18 protein-coding genes are annotated in these 18,513 nt (G+C 64.5%); 17 read left to right on the top strand and 1 reads right to left on the bottom strand.

Translation table 11 applies throughout. The annotated features are described in order from the left end of the window. Positions 1 to 16: 16 nt before the first annotated feature. The 13 genes from murD (at position 17) to dnaE (ending at position 15,513) form a co-directional block, all read left to right on the top strand. Positions 17 to 1,522, top strand: coding sequence for a UDP-N-acetylmuramoyl-L-alanine--D-glutamate ligase (gene murD / locus DEHOM01_RS07745; RefSeq protein WP_061212241.1), 1,506 nt, complete (start codon positions 17 to 19; stop codon positions 1,520 to 1,522). After that, positions 1,519 to 2,823 carry an FtsW/RodA/SpoVE family cell cycle protein gene (locus DEHOM01_RS07740; protein ID WP_061212240.1) on the top strand — a complete coding sequence of 435 codons (1,305 nt, stop codon included), beginning with the start codon at positions 1,519 to 1,521 and terminating at the stop codon, positions 2,821 to 2,823. Before murD ends, DEHOM01_RS07740 begins: the two co-directional genes overlap by 4 nt. After that, complete coding sequence (locus tag DEHOM01_RS07735; RefSeq protein WP_061212239.1) at positions 2,820 to 3,968, top strand: UDP-N-acetylglucosamine--N-acetylmuramyl-(pentapeptide) pyrophosphoryl-undecaprenol N-acetylglucosamine transferase; 1,149 nt, start codon at positions 2,820 to 2,822, stop codon at positions 3,966 to 3,968. Before DEHOM01_RS07740 ends, DEHOM01_RS07735 begins: the two co-directional genes overlap by 4 nt. Next, complete coding sequence (gene murC / locus DEHOM01_RS07730; protein WP_061212238.1) at positions 3,965 to 5,449, top strand: UDP-N-acetylmuramate--L-alanine ligase; 1,485 nt, start codon at positions 3,965 to 3,967, stop codon at positions 5,447 to 5,449. Before DEHOM01_RS07735 ends, murC begins: the two co-directional genes overlap by 4 nt. Then, positions 5,446 to 6,492 carry a cell division protein FtsQ/DivIB gene (locus tag DEHOM01_RS07725; RefSeq protein WP_061212237.1) on the top strand — a complete coding sequence of 349 codons (1,047 nt, stop codon included), beginning with the start codon at positions 5,446 to 5,448 and terminating at the stop codon, positions 6,490 to 6,492. Before murC ends, DEHOM01_RS07725 begins: the two co-directional genes overlap by 4 nt. A gap of 209 nt (positions 6,493 to 6,701) precedes the next feature. Next, on the top strand, positions 6,702 to 7,997 hold the full coding sequence (ftsZ, locus tag DEHOM01_RS07720; RefSeq protein WP_016662983.1) for a cell division protein FtsZ: 1,296 nt from the start codon (positions 6,702 to 6,704) through the stop codon (positions 7,995 to 7,997). 3 nt (positions 7,998 to 8,000) lie between these two features. After that, the gene (gene pgeF, locus DEHOM01_RS07715; protein WP_061212236.1) at positions 8,001 to 8,735 is read left to right on the top strand and encodes a peptidoglycan editing factor PgeF; all 735 of its coding nucleotides are present in this window, start codon (positions 8,001 to 8,003) and stop codon (positions 8,733 to 8,735) included. Positions 8,736 to 8,874: 139 nt separating this feature from the next. Beyond that, positions 8,875 to 9,357, top strand: coding sequence for a cell division protein SepF (locus DEHOM01_RS07710; protein ID WP_061212235.1), 483 nt, complete (start codon positions 8,875 to 8,877; stop codon positions 9,355 to 9,357). Between the two features lie 2 nt (positions 9,358 to 9,359). After that, positions 9,360 to 9,650: a YggT family protein gene (locus tag DEHOM01_RS07705; protein ID WP_034370136.1), complete on the top strand. Its 291-nt coding sequence runs from the start codon at positions 9,360 to 9,362 to the stop codon at positions 9,648 to 9,650. 99 nt (positions 9,651 to 9,749) lie between these two features. Continuing rightward, positions 9,750 to 10,421 carry a DivIVA domain-containing protein gene (locus DEHOM01_RS07700; RefSeq protein ID WP_061212234.1) on the top strand — a complete coding sequence of 224 codons (672 nt, stop codon included), beginning with the start codon at positions 9,750 to 9,752 and terminating at the stop codon, positions 10,419 to 10,421. Further along, positions 10,418 to 10,972: a signal peptidase II gene (gene lspA, locus DEHOM01_RS07695; protein ID WP_245630687.1), complete on the top strand. Its 555-nt coding sequence runs from the start codon at positions 10,418 to 10,420 to the stop codon at positions 10,970 to 10,972. The genes DEHOM01_RS07700 and lspA overlap by 4 nt, the downstream gene beginning before the upstream one ends. Beyond that, entirely contained in the window at positions 10,969 to 11,895 is a 927-nt protein-coding gene (locus DEHOM01_RS07690; protein WP_061212233.1) for an RluA family pseudouridine synthase, read from the top strand. The genes lspA and DEHOM01_RS07690 overlap by 4 nt, the downstream gene beginning before the upstream one ends. Before the next feature lie 66 nt (positions 11,896 to 11,961). After that, on the top strand, positions 11,962 to 15,513 hold the full coding sequence (dnaE, locus tag DEHOM01_RS07685; RefSeq protein ID WP_061212232.1) for a DNA polymerase III subunit alpha: 3,552 nt from the start codon (positions 11,962 to 11,964) through the stop codon (positions 15,511 to 15,513). 25 nt (positions 15,514 to 15,538) lie between these two features. Here dnaE and DEHOM01_RS07680 read toward each other — a convergent pair whose 3' ends face one another. Continuing rightward, positions 15,539 to 15,928, bottom strand: a complete 390-nt coding sequence (locus DEHOM01_RS07680) for a DUF3054 domain-containing protein (RefSeq protein WP_016662975.1) — start codon at positions 15,926 to 15,928, stop codon at positions 15,539 to 15,541. A 94-nt stretch (positions 15,929 to 16,022) separates the two neighbouring features. Here DEHOM01_RS07680 and DEHOM01_RS07675 point away from each other — a divergent pair, with 94 nt between their 5' ends. Genes DEHOM01_RS07675 through DEHOM01_RS07665 form a run of 4 tightly spaced genes read left to right on the top strand, consistent with a single transcriptional unit; the run spans position 16,023 to position 18,504 of the window. After that, positions 16,023 to 16,781, top strand: a complete 759-nt coding sequence (locus DEHOM01_RS07675; RefSeq protein ID WP_061212231.1) for a hypothetical protein — start codon at positions 16,023 to 16,025, stop codon at positions 16,779 to 16,781. After that, positions 16,778 to 16,936, top strand: a complete 159-nt coding sequence (locus DEHOM01_RS09990) for a CG2302 family histidine operon protein (protein ID WP_167346663.1) — start codon at positions 16,778 to 16,780, stop codon at positions 16,934 to 16,936. Before DEHOM01_RS07675 ends, DEHOM01_RS09990 begins: the two co-directional genes overlap by 4 nt. A 9-nt stretch (positions 16,937 to 16,945) precedes the next feature. Then, positions 16,946 to 17,698, top strand: a complete 753-nt coding sequence (locus tag DEHOM01_RS07670; RefSeq protein WP_061212230.1) for a HisA/HisF-related TIM barrel protein — start codon at positions 16,946 to 16,948, stop codon at positions 17,696 to 17,698. After that, entirely contained in the window at positions 17,695 to 18,504 is an 810-nt protein-coding gene (locus DEHOM01_RS07665) for an SseB family protein (protein WP_061212229.1), read from the top strand. The genes DEHOM01_RS07670 and DEHOM01_RS07665 overlap by 4 nt, the downstream gene beginning before the upstream one ends. Positions 18,505 to 18,513: the final 9 nt, after the last annotated feature.

The raw sequence follows: 18,513 nt of genomic DNA, 5'->3' as shown, positions 1-18,513 counted from the left end.
TGCCAGGTGGCATCGCGTGACTGCATCTGAAACATCTAAGCGACTTCCCGAGCGCCCCTTCCCGGGTCTCGACGTGTCGGGCGCCCGCATTCTTGTGACGGGTTTTGGAGTCTCGGGCTACGCGATCGTGGACCAGACCCTTCAGCGAGGAGCGCACGTCACTGCCGTGGACGCGTCGCGATCAGAATCGAACCTCGAGCGTGCCAAGGTGCTCGAGACCCTCGGAGCCCGGATCTTGCTCGGCGAGGAGCACACTCGCGCGCTTCCCACGAACGCCGACGGTTCCCCCTTCGACGTCGTTGTCACGTCTCCCGGGTGGCGGCCCGATCACCCGCTTCTCGTTGCCGCGCAGAACGAAGGCATCGAAATCTGGTCGGAGATTGAGCTCGCGCGCCGCATGCAAAAGGCCGATGGCCCGGCGTGGCTCGCGGTCACGGGGACGAACGGGAAAACCACGGTCGTCACGATGCTTGAGTCGATTCTGCAGCATGCCGGTGTTCGGGCGGTCGCAGCGGGCAATGTTGGGCTCCCGCTGATCGAAGCGGCCCTCGATCCCGTGGGTTTCGAGGCGATTGCGTTGGAGCTGTCGAGTTTCCAGCTTCACTGGACGGACAACCTCGGCGCTCATTCGAGCGCAATCCTGAACATCGGTGCCGATCATCTTGATTGGCACGGAGGGATGGACGCCTACGCGCAGGCAAAAGCGAAGGTTTATGCCGGGACGCAGCACGCGTGCCTGTACAACAAAGCCGACGAACGCACGCTCCGTGCACTCGAGGATGCCGATGTGGTCGAAGGCTGCCGCGCGATTGGCGTTGGGCTTTCCTCGCCGGGGCCGAGCGAACTTGGCCTTGTTGAGGATCTCCTCGTGGATCGCGCTTTTTGCGAGAACCGGCACTCTCAGGCAGCGGAGATCGCGAACCTCGATACCGTTGCGCACCTCGGTCCCCACGGCGCCCCGCCGCACGTTGCACTCAACGCCCTTTTTGCCGCCGGCCTCGCGCGCTCGTTCGGCGTCGAACCGATCCACGTGCGCGAAGGTCTCGCGGCGTATCGCGCCGGGGAACATCGAAGCGAAATCGTCCACGTTGAGGGCGGCGTCGCCTTCATCGACGATTCGAAGGCGACGAACCCCGATTCTGCAGCGGCGGCGCTCAGCGCCGCGCAGTCAGTGGTGTGGATCGCCGGCGGCGATGCCAAGGGGGCGGACCTCCACAGCCTCGTCGCTGCGCAGGCCGAACGGCTCAAGTCGGTTGTGCTCATTGGCCGCGATCCGGCGCCCTTCACCGCGGCGCTTGATGACAACGCCCCGGATGTCCCTCGCGTCTGGATCGACCCCGAAAAGTACGGGGACACGCGTGCGCTTATGCAGGCGGCCGTGACCGAAGCAGCGTCGCACGCGAGCGACGGTGACGTTGTGCTTTTGGCGCCGGCTGCTGCGAGTATCGATCAGTTCACGAATTACGCCGAGCGGGGGAACCTGTTCGCGGAAGCTGCTCGGGGGCTCGGGGGCACGCCGTGAGCGAGCGCGCACGGCAGCGGGGCGCACGCACGCCGCAACGCCCGAGCGAGCAAAACCCGCTCGGTGACGTTGGCGGCGAAGTGAAATCAACGCTCGGCCGCTGGCTCCAGTCGCCCGCGCTTGACTTCTACGCGATCGCCGTGATCGGTGGCATTCTCATCACGGTTGGTCTCGTGATGGTGCTTTCCAGTTCTTCGGTGACCAACATCGCGAAAGGACACTCCCCGTACGCGTCGTTCATGACCCAGGGAGCCTTTGCTGTCATCGGCCTCGTATTACTGATTGCCGCGACGCTCACACCGGTGAGGTGGTACAAGAACATCGGCGTTGCGACGCTGCTGCTCGCTCTCGGCCTGTTCCTCCAGGCGCTCGTGTTCACGCCTCTCGGGCTCGGCAAGGGCGGCAATAGGAACTGGATCCACATCGGCCCGATCCGTGGCCAGCCCTCGGAATTTCTCAAGCTTGCACTCGCGGTGTGGCTCGGAGCGTTCTTGTCGAAGAACCGCGACCGGCTGCGCGAACTTCCCGTGCTCGCAACGGCAATCGCGGGAACGAGCGCGGCGCTCGGGCTCATTATTCTCGGCCGAGACCTCGGCACGATGATGATGGTGGGCATTCTCGCCGCGGGAGCCTTCTGGGTTGCCGGTGTGCCAAAACGCTGGTTTCTCATCGCTGGTGGCGGCGCCGCCGCGCTCGTCATAGGACTCGTCCTCGCGAGCCCTAACCGCATGGCGCGCGCTCTCAACTGGTTGCACGGAGAGTGCGCTGGCGATTCGTGCTACCAGGCCGACAACGGCCTCATGGCGCTCGCGACAGGCGGTTGGTGGGGCGTCGGTATCGGGCAGTCCCGCCAAAAATGGGGGCGTGTGCCCGAGGCCGACAATGACTTCATTTTTTCGATCATCGGCGAGGAGCTCGGGCTCTTCGGCACGCTCTTGATCGTGGTGCTCTTTACGCTGCTCGCTCTCGTGCTGTACCACATGATGGTCCGCCTGCGCGATCCCTTCGTACAGATCACGATCGCGGGCATCACGTCGTGGATTCTCGCGCAGGCGTTCGTGAACATGGCCGTTGTGACGGGCCTACTGCCGGTTCTTGGCGTGCCGCTACCTTTTGTGTCGGCTGGCGGATCGGCGCTCATTGCCTCGATGCTCGCGCTCGGCGTGCTACTCGCCTTTGCGAAATCGGAACCCGGTGCGGCCGAGGCACTTCGGGCGCACGCGAACTACTCGAAGAAATCGGCGACGGTGGTCGCGAAGCCGGCGTCGGAAACACGTGCCACGAAGGGATCGCGCTCATGACACCTCAACCCAGCACCCAGGCAGATGCCGAGGCAACCGTTCTCGTCGCGGGCGCCGGAAGCGCGGGACACGTCTCGCCCATGCTCGCGGTTGCTAGAGCGCTCACGGAGCGCTATGAGGGAGTGCGAGTGGTCGCCCTCGGCACGAAGGTCGGCCTCGAAGCAGATCTCGTTCCGGCGGCGGGCTTCGAGCTTCTCACGATTGAGAAGGTGCCATTCCCTCGCCGTCCAAACGCCGCAGCCTTGCGATTTCCGCGCGAGTTCGGTCGCGGACTGGGCGATGTTCGGCGGTTCATTCGCACCGAGCACGTTGATGCGATCGCGGGGTTTGGTGGCTACGTGTGCCCGCCCGCCTACCTTGCGGGAAGGCACGCCAAGCTTCCGCTAGTGGTCCATGAAGCCAATAAGCGGCCCGGAATGGCCAACAGGCTTGGGGTACGACTCGGGGCGCGCGCCATGACCGCTTTCGATATGAGCGGGTCGTCGGGGCCGTTCTCACAGGCAGAGTGGGTAGGAATGCCCATGCGACCGGAGATTGCGCATCTCGATCGCGAGGCAAAGCGGGCCGAGGCGCGTGAGTCGTTCGGCCTTGACCCCGACAAGCCGACCCTTCTCGTGACGGGCGGCTCGCTCGGCGCGCAGCGCCTCAACGAAACCTTGATCGCGGCTATGGGCCCGCTCGAGGGCCTCGGCGTGCAGATTCTCCACGTCACCGGCAAGGGCAAGCGGATCCCGGCTCGGGGAAAACACTACGTGCAGGTCGAGTACGTGGACGGCATGGAAGGCGCCTACGCAGCCGCCGATTTCGCGCTCACACGCTCAGGAGCAGGAACCGTGTGTGAACTCGCCGCCGTGGGGCTACCTGCGCTGTTCGTGCCGCTCCCCATCGGCAATGGCGAACAGGCCCTCAACGGGGCCGACATGGTCGCGGCCGGCGGCGCGCGCATGATCAAGGATGCGCTCCTCACGCCCGAGCTTCTCGTCGAGACCGTCGGTGAATGCCTGCTCGATACCGAAGTGCGCGGGCGGATGGAGAAAGCAGCTCTCTCCCTCGGCAAGCGGGACGCTGCTGAAAAAGTCGCCGACCGCATCGCTGCGACGATTCCGGCGCTCGCGACTCAGCGCCCCAAAGGAGGTGCCCGATGACCACGTCGAGCGATTTTCTCTCTCACCTTCGCCCGTTCTCCCCGGGGGAGGTGCGCACTATGCTGAGGCCCGGCGCAGTCGTGACTGCTGCCGCGTGGCCCGAAGAGAACGTCAGGAAGATCCACGTGATCCGCATCGGCGGGGCGGGTATGAGCGCCGTCGCACGCCTCGCGCTCGAAGCGGGCCTCGAAGTCACGGGCTCCGAATCCCAAGAGGGTCGGTTCCTGCCGCCCCTGCGCGAACTCGGTGCACGTATCACCGTCGGTTTCGACGCTGACTCCGTAGAAGAGGACACCGATCTCGTGATCGTGTCGACTGCCGTACGTGCCGATAACCCCGAAGTGCGCCGCGCGCACGAGCTGTCTATCCCCGTGATTCACAGGGCGGCAGGGCTCGCGGGTCTCCTCGGCACGCATGCGATCATCGCTGTCGCGGGCACTCACGGCAAGACTACGACGAGTGCGATGGCGACACTGGCCCTGCGCGCGGCGGGTGCCGAGCCCGCCTGGGCGGTTGGTGCGGCGGTCGCGCAGCTTGGTGCGAACGCGAGCCAGGGCGCGGGTGAATATGCGGTCGTGGAGGCGGATGAGTCCGACGGCTCCTTTGTCGCCTTCGCTCCCTCGGTTCTCGTGCTCACGAACTTCGAGGCCGACCATCTCGACTTCCACGGCACCGAACAGAACCTCCGCGCGGTGCTCTCGGCATTCGCCGCGAGGCTCTCAGAGACGAACGGCACGCTCGTTGCGTGCGCGGACGACCCCGGCGCGCACGCCTTTGCCCTGGACGCGCGCGACGCAGGCCTTCGCGTCGTGCTGTATGGCGAACACCCCGAAGCGACGTGGCGGATTGTCGCCGATCACTCGAATGCTTCCGGCGCTCACGTCCAGGTCGTCGCACCGAATGGGCAGAACGTCGACCTCGCCTTGCGCGTTCCAGGCCGACATAACGTCCTCAACGCCCTCGGCGTGCTCGCCGCTCTCGACGTCCTGGGCATTGAGCGCGAGAGCGCCCTTGGCGGACTCGCCGAATTCGAGGGGGCGGATCGACGCTTCCAGGTTGCGGGCCAAGTGAATGATGTCGCCGTGATCGATGATTATGCGCACCACCCGCGCGAGGTCGCGGCTGCGCTTGCGGCGGGCCGCGAGCGTGCAGAGGGCGGGCGGCTCGTTGCCGTCTTTCAGCCGCATCTGTTCTCGCGCACGAAAGCGTTTACGCGCGAGTTTGCCGAGGCGCTGAGCCTCGCGGATGAGGCCGTTCTCCTGCCGATCTACCCGGCACGCGAGGATTTCGACCCGAGTATTCGAAGCGAGGACATCGCCGCTCTCGTGGACGGCGGTGCCCGCGTTTTGGAGGCGGGCGATGTGCCCAACTACCTCGCTGAGCACGCGCATGACGCGCGCGTGGTCCTCATGATGGGGGCCGGAGACATCGTGGATGTGAGCCCGCGCGTGCTCGAGGCGCTCAAGGCGAGGGGCGCATGAGCCCAGCAAAACGCCCGCCACGCCCCGTGCGCCCCACGCGCACGACGGAACACTCAGCCCGTCAAGGCGCGAAGGCCGCGCCGAACGCGAGCGCCGAAGCTGCCCGCGAATCCGCCCAATCTCGAGTCGTGGCAAAGCCTCGCTCGGGTGCACACCCTCGTCCGCCCGTGAATCCCGAACGCGTGGGGGATAAGAAGGCAAAGACCAGCCAAATCCCAAAGCCCTGGCGTGCGCTCGGCAACCGTCGGAAGAAAAAAAAGACTCCCGTTGGTGCCCACGCGCCTTCCCGAACGAGACCCTCGGAAGGGCCGATCGTTGATGCGAGGGAGAGGTTCACGAGTCGCGTGCGGAGGAAGCCGTGGCAGCAGGGCCGGCACTGGCTTACTCTCACCGTCGGCACGATTGCGGCGCTTGTCGTCCTCGCGTTGCTCGCCCTGGCCTTTCTCCCGCAGCTCAAGGTGTCCGAGGTGCGCGTGGCTGGCGCAACGTACGTCGATGCGAGCGCCCTGGAACAGATTGGGAGCGCCCGTGAGGGGCAGGCTCTCGCCTTTGCCGACCTTGACTCTCTTGAAAAGGACCTCGCGGCTGTTCCAGGGGTCAAGGAGGCGAAGGCATCGCGTCACTGGCCGAGCACGATCCGCGTCGTCGTCACGGAACGGACCGCGATCGCCAACCTCGATTCGGGCGGCCACAGCGTGCTCGTAGACGGCTCGGGCACCGCGCTTCCCTCGAGCGCGGCGAACCCGGCGGATCTGCCGCACCTTGTTGTCGATCCGGCATCGGCGAATACGAAGGCGACGGAAGCTGCCCTCCTCGAGATCGTGCGGGTACTCCCGCCGAATTTGCGTGCCGCCCTCACGAAGGCCACGGCGAGCGCGCCGTCTAACGTGACACTCGAAGTTTCCACGAAAGCGGGCCCTCGCACGGTCGTGTGGGGAGGCCCCGAGGATTCCGAGCTCAAAGCGAAAGTGCTCGAGGCGCTTCTCAGCCAGCCTGGCGCGGTGATTGACGTCTCTTCGCCGGAAGCTCCGACGATTCGCTAAAAGATGCGCGTACACCCAAATACGCGCGCGTCGTTCCCACGTTCCGTGGAGGCTGTGACGAGAAAATGACATTCGTGTAAGACACGCGCCCGACAATGTTGCCCTAGACGCCTGTCAGGCAATAGCGTCGAGTACGAGACAAATGTGCCACTCCCCATGTCTCTTCTGTCCTGTCCGCGCCGGGCGCGGGAGGCGCACTAGGCAGTGTGATGGGGTGGAGCTGGAGCAACGAAAGCAAGGACATCCACGTGGACGGATCGCAGAACTACCTCGCAGTCATTAAGGTCGTCGGTGTCGGCGGCGGCGGCGTCAACGCCGTGAACCGGATGATCGAGTCCGGCCTCAAGGGCGTCGAGTTCATTGCCATTAACACCGATGCCCAGGCGCTGCTCATGTCGGATGCCGACGTCAAGCTCGATGTCGGCAAGGAACTGACCCGCGGCCTCGGCGCCGGTGCTGACCCGGAGGTCGGGCGCAAGGCTGCCGAAGATCACAACGACGAAATCGCCGAGGCGCTCGAAGGAGCCGACATGGTGTTCGTGACCGCTGGTGAAGGTGGCGGCACCGGAACGGGCGGCGCGCCCGTCGTCGCGAAGATTGCCCGCTCGCTCGGTGCTCTCACGATCGGCGTGGTGACGCGTCCGTTTACGTTCGAGGGCCGCCGCCGCTCGACCCAGGCCGATTCGGGCATCGATGCTCTCCAGGCCGAGGTCGACACGCTCATCACCATCCCGAACGACAAGCTGCTCCAACTTGCCGATGTCAAGGTGTCGATGATCGACGCGTTCAAGCTCGCCGATCAGGTTCTCCTTCAGGGCGTGCAGGGCATCACCGACCTCATTACCACCCCGGGCCTCATCAACCTCGACTTCGCTGACGTCAAGAGCGTGATGAAGGACGCCGGCACTGCGCTCATGGGCATCGGCACCGCGAGCGGTGACGACCGCGCCCTCCAGGCCGCTGAACTCGCGGTCTCGAGCCCCCTGCTCGAGGCGTCGATCGACGGCGCCTACGGCGTGCTCCTGTCGGTTCAGGGTGGCAGCGATCTCGGCCTCGTCGAAGTGTCGGATGCCGCGCGCCTCATCCAGGAAGCTGCTCACCCGAGCGCGAACATCATCTTCGGTACCGCCATCGATGATGCCCTCGGCGACGAAGTGCGCGTGACCGTGATCGCCGCGGGCTTCGACCCGAAGCCCGAGCGCGCAGAGGATGCCGCGCAGCAGAAGCAGCAGGGTGTGCCGAATAGCGCCCCGCAGGCTGCCCCCGCCCAGCCCGAGCAGCAAAGCTCGAGCCGCGACTGGGTTTCGGCTCCCGCGCAGGGCCAGGGCTACATCCCGGCTCGCTCGCCGCAGGTCAACACCGAACAGGCTCAGGGGGCGCAGCAGGATCCAGCTGAGGCGGAAGGCGCAGTCCAGGTTGAGCGGCCGCAGGTGCCCAACGTTCCCTCGATCCAGCAGGATTCGAACCCGGACGACGATCTCGATATTCCCCAGTTCCTTCGCTGAACCATGAGCAGCGAATCATGTGCGCGGGCCTTCGACTTGTCGGGGGCCCGCGCCCTTTTCACGGGCGTTGCTGAAGGCAACCTTGCGCTGCACGTAGGCGACGACCCGAATCGGGTGCGTGCGCGTCGGGAGGTTCTCGAGCGCGAACTCGGGGTACCTCTCGTTTTCGTCGAACAAGTACATTCCGCGGACGTCGCTATCGTGCGCAGCGAGCGGGACGTCCGTGCCATGCGGGAGCACGCGCACGTCGCGGATGCTCTTGTGACTGACCGTCCCGACGTCGCCCTTGCGATCATGGTCGCCGATTGCGTTCCGGTGCTGCTCGCCGATGAACAGCGTGGCGTGATCGCGGCAGCGCATGCGGGGCGCCGCGGCCTTCTCGGCGGAGTCCTCGGTGCGAGTGTTGAGGCGATGATGGGCCTCGATGCATGCCCCGCGAATATCCGCGCACTTATCGGCCCGTCGGTGTGCGGGCGATGCTACGAAGTTCCCGAGCCGATGTTCCGGGAATCGGTCGAGATTCAGCCTGCGCTAGCCTCGCGCACGTCGTGGAATACCCCGGCGCTCGACCTGCCAGCCGGTGCTGTCGCCGCGCTGCGAGACGCGGGTCTTGCACCCGAGGGGATCGAGGTTCTCGAGCGGTGCACGCTCGAAAGCGAAGAACTCTTTTCCTACCGCCGTGATCCACGAACCGGGCGCTTTGCGGGCGTCATTACGCGGAGCCCCCGGGCCGTGTGAGAATCGCGCCTAAGCGCAACGTGCGACACGCGTGTAAATTCCGCGGCACCAGGGTTTCCTGCGGTAGTTTCAAGAAAGACCCCGCACTCCCGTGCTTCCCCAGGGGCGAACAACCGGCTTCTTTATAGGGAGAACTTCGATGGGCGCATTGCGCAACTTGATGGTGAGCGTTGGGCTCGCCGAAGAACAGGACACCTACTACGACGACACCCAGAGCTACGCGGCCGAGGACACGCACGCTGCGCGCGTCCCGGAGCGCACCGCGGAGCCCAAGGTCCAGGAGGCAAACGTGACCCCGCTTCGTCCGCACCAGACCGGCGTCTCGCTTGCGCCGGCCGCACCGGAGACCATGCAGCGCATCACCACGATTCACCCCCGCTCCTACAACGACGCCAAGAGCATCGGTGAATCGTTCCGCGATGGCGTTCCCGTTATCCTCAATCTCTCTGACATGAGTGAAGCTGACGCGAAGCGCATGGTTGACTTCTCGGCGGGCCTTGTGTTTGGTCTTCGCGGCACGATTGAGCGCGTGACCACCAAGGTGTTCCTGCTGTCGCCGGAGTTCATCGAAGTTGAGGGTGAGTCCCGCACCGACGAGGGCACGTTCTACAACCAGAGCTGAACATGGCGATCCTCGCCTCTGTCGTCTACCTCGCGGCGTATCTATTCTCGATCCTTCTGCTCGTGCGGATTGGTCTCGAGATGATCCAGTCGTACGCGCGATCGTTTAAGCCGCGCGGCTTTGTGCTCGTGGTATGCGAGTTGATCTATACGGTGACGGACCCTCCGGTGAAGGCCCTGAGGTCCGTGATTCCGCCACTGAGGCTCGGCGATGTAGCGCTCGATGTGAGCGTCCTCGTGATCTTCTTTGCGTGCTCGATCATCTCGATGCTCGTCGCTCCCTTCGTGTTGTGAGCGTAGCTGCGGGAAACGATCCGTGTTTTCAGGGTGCGCCCGCACTCTCGGGTAGAGTTAAATAGTCATCATCTGTTCAAACGACAAGAGGTGGAACCCATGGCTCTTATGCCAAAGGATCTCGAAGACAAGCGCTTTACTCCCGTGCGCTTTACCGAGGGCTACGACATGGACGAGGTCGACAAGTACCTCGACGACGACGTCATTCCCCGCCTTCGTGAACTCATCGAGGAAAACGACCGCCTGAAGCGCGAGCTCGAGGAAGCACAGAGCCGCGTTGCCGAACTCGAGGCCCGCGTCAACCAGGAAGGCGACGGTGCCGTCGCGCCGGCAGCCGTCGGAACCGAAAGCGCCGATGAGCCGACCGAGGCTCCCGCGACCGAGCCGGAGACCGAAACCGCTGTCGCTGCCGTTGCTCCCGCTGCGGCCGCAGGCGCGACTCGCGTTGGCGAAACCGATTCCGCCTCCGAGCTCATCTCGCTCGCGCAGCGCCTCCACGACGAGCACGTTGCGAACGGTCAGGCCGAGCGCGATCGCCTCATCAGCGAGGGTACCGCCGAGCACGAGCGCATCATCAACGAGGCCAACGAGACCTCGCGCACCACGCTCGAGCGCCTCGAGGGCACCAAGAGCGAACTCGAGAAGGAAATCGAATCGCTGCGCACCTTCGAGCGTGACTACCGCACTCGCCTGCGTAACTACCTCGAGAACCAGCTTCGCGATCTCGACACTGGCGAAAGCCAGGAGAAGGCCGCCAACTACGGCCTATGAGCGGCAACACGATGAAGGGAAGCGCCGGAACCGCACGTGCGGCCGGCGCTTCCGCCCGTTCCACCCTGATCGTGGCGTTCGCGATCGCCGCGATCGTCTTTGTGCTCGACCAGCTGTCGAAGCTATGGGCCGAAAACACCCTCGAGCACAACCTCGCGCAGCCCCTCGTCGGGGACATCCTCAAACTCCGCCTCATCTATAACTCGGGCGCTGCTTTCGGGTTCGGTGGTTCGATCACCCCGATCATCACCGGTGTTCAGATTGGGATCGCGCTCGCCGTTGTCATCGTTCTCGTCCGCACCGTGCGCTCGCGCGCGTGGGCGATATCGCTCTCGCTTCTTCTCGGGGGCGCTCTCGGAAACATCGTCGATCGCCTTTTTCGGGACCCGGGGCCGCTCACCGGTCACGTTGTCGATTTCCTCGAGCTCCCGCACTGGCCGATCTTTAACGTCGCGGACATCGCCGTCACGAGTGGAGCCGTTCTGCTCGTGCTCCTCACCCTTGTCAACGTCCCGTTGGATGCGGGGGAGAAGATCGAGGCGAGCGAGTGAGTGGCGAGCGACTCTTCTTCGTCCCCGGTGGGCTCGAAGGGGAGCGCGTCGACGTCGCACTCTCCCGCCTCCTGGGGCTCTCGCGCACGAAGGTCGCGGACCTCGTGCAGTCGGGCAACGTCCTCATCGACGGTGAGGTCCCCGCTCGCTCGGAACGCGTGAGCGAGGGCCAGGAGCTCGCGGTGACGCTTCCCGAGGTGCGCGACATCGCGGATGTTGCCCCCGAAAAAGTGGACGGTATGGACATCGTCTTCGAGGATGCCGACATCGTTGTAGTCAATAAGCCCGTGGGCGTTGCCGCGCATCCGAGCGTCGGGTGGGAAGGCCCGACCGTTCTCGGCGGCCTGCTTGGCGCGGGCGTGGCTATCACGACCAGCGGCGCGCAGGAGCGTCGCGGTATCGTCTCCCGCCTCGACGTAGGCACGAGCGGCCTCATGGTTGTCGCGAAGAGCGAAGTCGCCTACTCGGTCTTGAAGAACGCGTTTCGCAACCGGCTCGTCGACAAGCGTTACCACGCTCTCGCCCAGGGACACTTCGACAATATGAAGGGCACAATCGACGCGCCTATCGGGCGCAGCCAGAAGCACGACTACAAGTTCGCCGTTATGGCAAGCGGAAAACCGTCGGTCACGCACTACGACGTGATTGAGATGTTTCCGGGCGCCTCCCTCCTCGACATCAAACTCGAAACTGGCAGGACCCACCAAATCCGCGTGCATATGAGTGCTGCCGGGCATCCCCTTGCGGGGGACCCGCAGTATGGTTCCGATCCGAAACTGGCCGAGAAGCTTGGTCTCGTGCGGCAGTGGCTGCACGCGCGAGCGCTCGCGTTTGAGCACCCCACGAGGCATGCGCGCGTGGCGTTCGAGGCCCCGTACCCGGCGGATCTTGAGCACGCGCTCGAGGTGTTGCGCTCGAGCTAGGAGCAGGATCGCACGCGCGGGTTTCTGAGGCCGCCTATTCGCGTTCGGCCGACTACCATCGTGGGCATGGCTTCAGAGGATTTCGTTCACCTTCACGTCCACACCGATTACTCGATGCTCGATGGGGCCTCGAAGATCAGCAAGCTCGTGAACGCCGCCGCTGAAGCCGGCCAGAACGCAATCGCGATCACCGACCACGGATACGTGTTTGGGGCCTACGAGTTTTACAAGAACGCTGTAGCCGCGGGCGTGAAGCCCATCATCGGCGTTGAGGCGTACGTGACGCCCGGCACGAGCCGTCACGATCGATCGCGCGTGCAGTGGGGAACGAAAGCGCAGCAGGATGCTGGCGATGACGTTTCGGCGCGCGGTGCCTACACCCACCTCACACTCCTGAGCCGCACGACCGCGGGCATGCACAATCTGTTCCGGCTCGCGAGCTTCGCTTCGCTCGATGGTCAGATGGGCAAGTGGCCCCGCATGGACCGCGAGATTCTCTCGAAGTATTCCGATGGTCTGATCGCCTCGACGGGCTGCCCTTCCGGTGAGATTCAGACTCGCATTCGCCTCGGGCAGTGGGACGAAGCCGTCAAGGCCGCTGGCGAATACCAGGACATGTTCGGTAAGGAGAACTACTTCGTCGAACTCATGGACCACGGTCTTGAGCTTGAGCGGCGCGTCACAAAAGACCTCATCGAGCTGTCGAAGAAGATTGGCGCGCCCCTCCTTGCCACCAACGACCTGCATTACGTGTACGAAGATGACGCGAAAATCCAAGACGCCCTTTTGTGCATTAACTCTGGCTCGACGTTCGATACGCCGGGGCGCTTCAAGTTTGATGGCTCGGGCTATTACCTCAAGAGCGCCCGTGAGATGCGCGAGCTTTTCCGGGAGCTGCCCGAGGCATGCGATAACACTCTCCGGGTCGCCGAAATGTGCGACGTGGAGTTCACGACGACCGCGGAGGGCGCGAACTACATGCCGCGTTTCCCGGTTCCCGAGGGAGAGGACGAACACTCCTGGTTCGTGAAGGAAGTCCAAAAGGGCTTGCACGAGCGTTACCCGAGCGGGATCCCCGACGAAGTGCAGGAACGCGCCGACTACGAGGTTGGCATCATCACGCGCATGGGCTTTCCGGGGTACTTCCTCGTCGTCTCCGACTTCATCCGCTGGGCGAAGGAACGCGGTATCCGCGTGGGGCCGGGCCGTGGTTCCGGTGCGGGCTCGATGGTGGCGTACGCGATGCGAATTACCGATCTCGACCCCCTTCCTCACGGGCTTCTCTTCGAGCGCTTCCTCAACCCGGATCGCGTGTCCATGCCCGACTTCGACGTGGACTTCGACGATCGCCGTCGCGGCGAGGTGCTCGAGTATGTGACCGAACGCTACGGCGATGACAAGGTCGCGCAGGTCATCACGTACGGCGTGATGAAAACGAAGAACTCGATCAAGGACTCGGCGCGTGTGCTCGGCGAGCCGTATGCGCTCGGCGACCAGATGACGAAGGCGCTTCCGCCCGCGGTGATGGGCAAGGACATCACGCTCAAGGGGATTTTCGACGAAAACGATAAGCGCTACGCGGAGGCTGAGGATTTCCGCCGTCAGTATCGGGAAAATCCGTCGTGGCAGCGCGTTATGGATATCGCGCAGGGCGTCGAGGGCCTCACGCGCGGCTGGGGTGTGCACGCGTGCGCGGTGATCATGTCGAGCGAGACCCTCACCGACATCATCCCGATGATGCGTCGCCCTTCCGATGGGCAGATCATCACGCAGTTCGACTATCCGACGTGTGAAACCCTCGGCCTGCTCAAGATGGACTTCCTTGGGCTGCGTAACCTCACGGTGATTTCCGACGCGATTGAGAACATCGAGTCGAACGGCAAAGAGGTCCCCGACCTCGACCACCTTGGCTTCGAAGATCCGGCGACGTTCGATCTGCTTCAACGCGGCGATACTCTCGGCGTGTTCCAGCTCGATGGTGCGGGCATGCGCTCCCTGCTTCGCCAGATGAAACCCGATAAGTTCGGCGACATTAGCGCCGTGTCGGCCCTGTATCGTCCGGGCCCGATGGGCATGAACTCGCACACGAACTACGCGCTCAGGAAGAACGGGCTCCAGGAGATCACGCCGATCCACCCGGAGCTCGAGGAGCCGCTTCACGACATTCTCGCCGAGACCTACGGCGTGATCGTGTACCAGGAGCAGGTCATGCAGACCGCGCAGCAAGTCGCGGGCTTCACGCTTGGTCAAGCTGACATTCTTCGTCGAGCCATGGGCAAGAAGAAGAAGGCAGAACTCGATAAGCAGTACGTGGGCTTTCGCCAGGGCATGCTCGACCATGGCTATAGCGATTCCGCCGTACAGGCCCTGTGGGATGTGCTGCTTCCCTTCGCGGACTACGCGTTCAACAAGTCGCACTCGGCGGCGTACGGCGTCGTGTCGTACTGGACCGCCTACCTCAAGGCGAACTATCCCACCGAATACATGGCCGCGCTTCTCACGTCGACCCAGAACAACCGCGACCGGCTCGGCCTCTACCTCGGCGATTGCCGCCACCGGCACATCACCGTGCTTCCACCGGACGTGAACTCCTCGCTCATGAACTTCGCGGCCGTCGGTTCTGATATCCGCTTCGGGCTGTCGGCGATTCAGAATGTCGGCGCGCACGTCGTCGAAGAGATCATCAAGACGCGTGAAGAAAAGGGCGAGTTCACGTCATTCACGGACTTCCTCGACAAGGTTCCGCTTTCGGTATGCAACAAGCGCACGATCGATTCGCTCATCAAGGGCGGCGCGTTTGACTCGCTCGGTCACAACCGCCGTTCGCTCGTCCTCGTGCACGAGGACGCGGTTGACGGGATCGTGGACGTCAAACGCAAGGAAGCTCAGGGGCAGGATGACCTTTTCGGCGGCGGCATGTTCGGCGACGACTATGCGTCGGGTAGCGCCGCGACGATTCAGATTCCGGAGCTTCCCGAGTGGGATCGCAAGCAGAAGCTCGCGTTCGAGCGCGAGATGCTTGGCCTATACGTGAGTGACCATCCCCTTCAGGGCCTTGAGCACGTCATTGCGCAGGCGAGCTCGCATTCGATCACAGCCCTCGCGGAAGCCGAGGATACGGACTCGCTTGGGATGGTCACGATCGCGGGTCTCATCACGAATATTCAGCGCAAGATCACGAAGAAGGGCGATACGTGGGCGATCGTCACCGTCGAGGATCTCGAGGGTGCAATCGACTGTCTCATGTTTCCGCAGTCGTATCAGCAGGTTGCGACGGAGCTCGCGGGCGATCTCGTCGTCTCGATGAAGGGGCGCGTCGACAACTCGAAGGGGTCACCCGAGATGCGCGTGCAGGAGATGCGGGTGCTTGACACGTCCGGGGCGATGTCCGATGGTCCCCTGATGATCACCGTCCCCGATTCGCGCATGACGAGCGAGGTCGCCCAGCAGCTGCGCGGGATTCTCGAGGACAACCCGGGCGGGAGCGAGGTGCGCCTGCGCCTTACCGAGCCCGGCCGATCGACGCTTATGCGCGTGGATCGGCGACTGTCGGTGGCGCCTTCGCCTGCCCTTTTTGCCTCCCTCAAGACCTTGCTGGGCGCGCAGTGCCTGAACTAGGGGCGCTCGGGGTGCGGCCGCGGTTTTAGTGCGTGGAGCTGTGTCCGACGTCTGCCTGCTTCCGTCGCGTCACAAGCCCCGCGATCACCCGCCAGCCCAGGAGGAACAGCGCATTGACGGCGAAGGAGACGAGAACGAACGGCAGCGCGGTGCCCGCGCCCGTGAGGGTGCGCAGAAGCATCGCGGTCACGACCGTGATGGCAACGATGAACACGCCGTGGGGCCACAGCCGCCACGGTTCGACACGCCACGCGCGCAGCACGAGGTGGGCGAGCACGAGTCCCGCGAGGAACGGCCACGCGACACGCGCAAGGTTCACGAGTGTGAGCGCGCCGTTGTGGCTCAGCGTTCCGAGTACGGAAAAGAGGACAACGAGGAAAGCGTCGGCCGCGAGGGCCCTGTAGTAATTTCTCACCCCGCCACCCTAGCCCCTTCCCGGGGCGTAAAATTACGTGAGGGTCCGTGAAGGTGACGGACCCGCCCACCGACGTCGACGAAAGGCCCGCACGATGACCGCGACCCCCAGCAACGGCGAGAACGGCGAGAGCGATCGCGATAAGGCGAAAATCGATGCCGAGTTCGAGGCGATGATGCGGGGGATCGACATCGACGATTCCATCCTAGGCTCAGGGGACGAACCGCCAACCGGATACGCGGTTCCCGGCAGTCTGCGCAAGCCAACGGGACCCAACACGCCGGGAAGCGCTGGCTCGCTCACGGGCCCCACTCCAGCGACGCCCGGCGGAAGCGGCGATGACGTGGAGGTCCCCGACGATCTCTCGACCCTCCATGATTCCGCGCCGGCCGAAGACCCGGCAGCCCCCACCCCGATCGCCATTGTCGCAACCCCACTCGCGTCGGCGAAGGCGCTCGCGGGCGTGGTGCGTCTTGCGCTCGCCGCTGAAGACGATCGCACACCGTTTCCCGAGGGAGCCGTCACTGCGCAGGCGGAAACGGGCGCGATCCTCACGGGCCATGTGGATGAGGAAGAGGCACACACGCTTGCCCGCCTCGTGTCCCTCGGGCTTCAGCGCCAGGGCGTCGTGATGTTTTGGCGCCGCGGTGATCGAATGATGGCGTTCCGCTACCGCGCGGGTCGCAACGAAGGGGAGACCTCACCGGCACTCGTGCTCGGCGCGCTTGCGGGGGAGGTCGAGGATCTTCTCCTCGGCGTCGATGCGCTCGAGGATCTCGAGGAGACGTACGATCCCTCGAGCATCAGCCGCCTCGAAGCGGTGAAGTGGATCGCGGGCGGTCGACGCAAGTGATTCTCGCCTACGTCATGCTTGCCTTCGGAGGGATTCTCCTCGGCGGCGCCTACTCGTTCACGAAGCAAAAGAAGCCGATCCTCGCTGTCATCGCGCTCGCAGTTACGGGCCTCGCGTGCGTTCTCGTCGCCTTTTGGCGTATCCGGATGGGCTAGGACTGGAGCATGTCTCAGCTCGCCCTTCTGCCCGCTATTGACATCGCGGGTGGGGCCCTCGCACGCGCACCACGCGGACACGACGCTCTGCACCCAGCCGAGGCTGCCCGACTCTTCGCGCGCAGCGGCGCCGCGTGGATCCACCTTGCTGACCTCGACCGGGCTTTTGGGAGAGGGAACAATGAGGCGCTGCTCGCCGAGATCGTGCGCGGCGCACGAGACCTCGGGGTTCGCACCCAGTGTTCGGGCGGTATCGACTCTCGCGATGCCCTCACCACGGCGCTCGCAACCGGGTGTGCGCGCGTCAATCTCTCCGCTTCCGCGCTCGCGGACCGTGGCTTTGTGCGAGAGGCGATTCATGCGCGCGCAGAGCGTATCGCCGTGTGCGTCGACGTGCGCGGAACCCTCGTTCACCCTCGCGGAAGCGAGGACCCCATCGGGGAGCTCACGGACATCCTCGCGTTTCTCAACGACGCGGGCTGCGCTCGCCTCATCGTCACGGAGATCGATCGCGACGGCGCTCTCTCAGGCCCGCCCCTTGCCCTCCTCGAGAGCGTCTCGAGGGCGACCGACGCCGAACTCATCGCATCGGGAGGAATCGCGGACCTGAAAGACATCGAGGACCTTGCGCGGCTTGCCGGCCACACCCGAGTGGCAGGGACCATCGTGGGCCGCGCCCTCCTCGAAGGGCGTTTCGGTCTCGCGTGCGTGCAGAGAGTCGAAAACGAGGGTGCCGAGCAACCGTCGGAAAGGAAAAAATGAGCCTTCGGAGACAAGATCCCAAGGTCGCGCGCACGCTACCCCCGCATTTCGCAACGAAGGATCAGCGCGCGGACACCGCGGGAACACCGTGGCACGGGCGCGACCTCACGCCTTCACACTTCCCTGGTGATATGGGGGAGCGAAACGAGGGCGTCGCCAAGGCGCTCGACGCGTGCGATGCGGGGGAGGACCCCACACGCGAAAAACTCGTTGAAGCCCTAGCCGGCACGCGTGTGCTTATTCCAATCCAAGCGATTGCAACCGAGACCGCGACAACGGCGAGCGGGCTGCACGCCGATAACGCCTCCGACATGGCCATGCTCAAGCTTCAACTGAGCGATGGGCAGATGGCGCTTCCCGTGTTCACAAGCGCCGCGGCTCTCTCCGCGTGGAGCCCCGAGGCTCGCCCCGTGCCGATGGTGCTCGAACAGGCAGCTCAGTCGGCCGTCGCGGAAGGGTGCACGTGCCTCGCCCTCGACCTCGGACGCGACGGCGCACCGCTCGTTCTTCGCCGATCGGCGCTCTGGGCAATCGCGCAGGGCAGGCGTTGGTGCGCGCCGTACAAAGACTCGACGGTGCTCGACGAAGTTGAGGCGCTCGTGGCTGCTATCGACGGAGTTGAGGGTGCCGAAGTGCTGGCAGGGCAGGAGCGCGAAGTCGAGTTGAAGCTCGGCCTCACTCCCGGCCTCGAGCAAGCAGAACTCGATGCACTCATGGCGCGGGTCCACACCTACCTCGCCCACTCCCAGGTCATCGCGGAGCGAGTCAGTTCCCTGAAAATCACCGTGATCCCCGCGCGGCGATAGGATCGTCTG

It is taken from the genome of Dermabacter hominis NBRC 106157 (assembly GCF_001570785.1).
In the GTDB taxonomy this organism is placed as follows: Bacteria; Actinomycetota; Actinomycetes; order Actinomycetales; family Dermabacteraceae; genus Dermabacter; species Dermabacter hominis.
The sequence above is the reverse complement of the archived record's forward strand: the minus strand, read 5'-3'. Positions and strand labels throughout refer to the sequence as shown.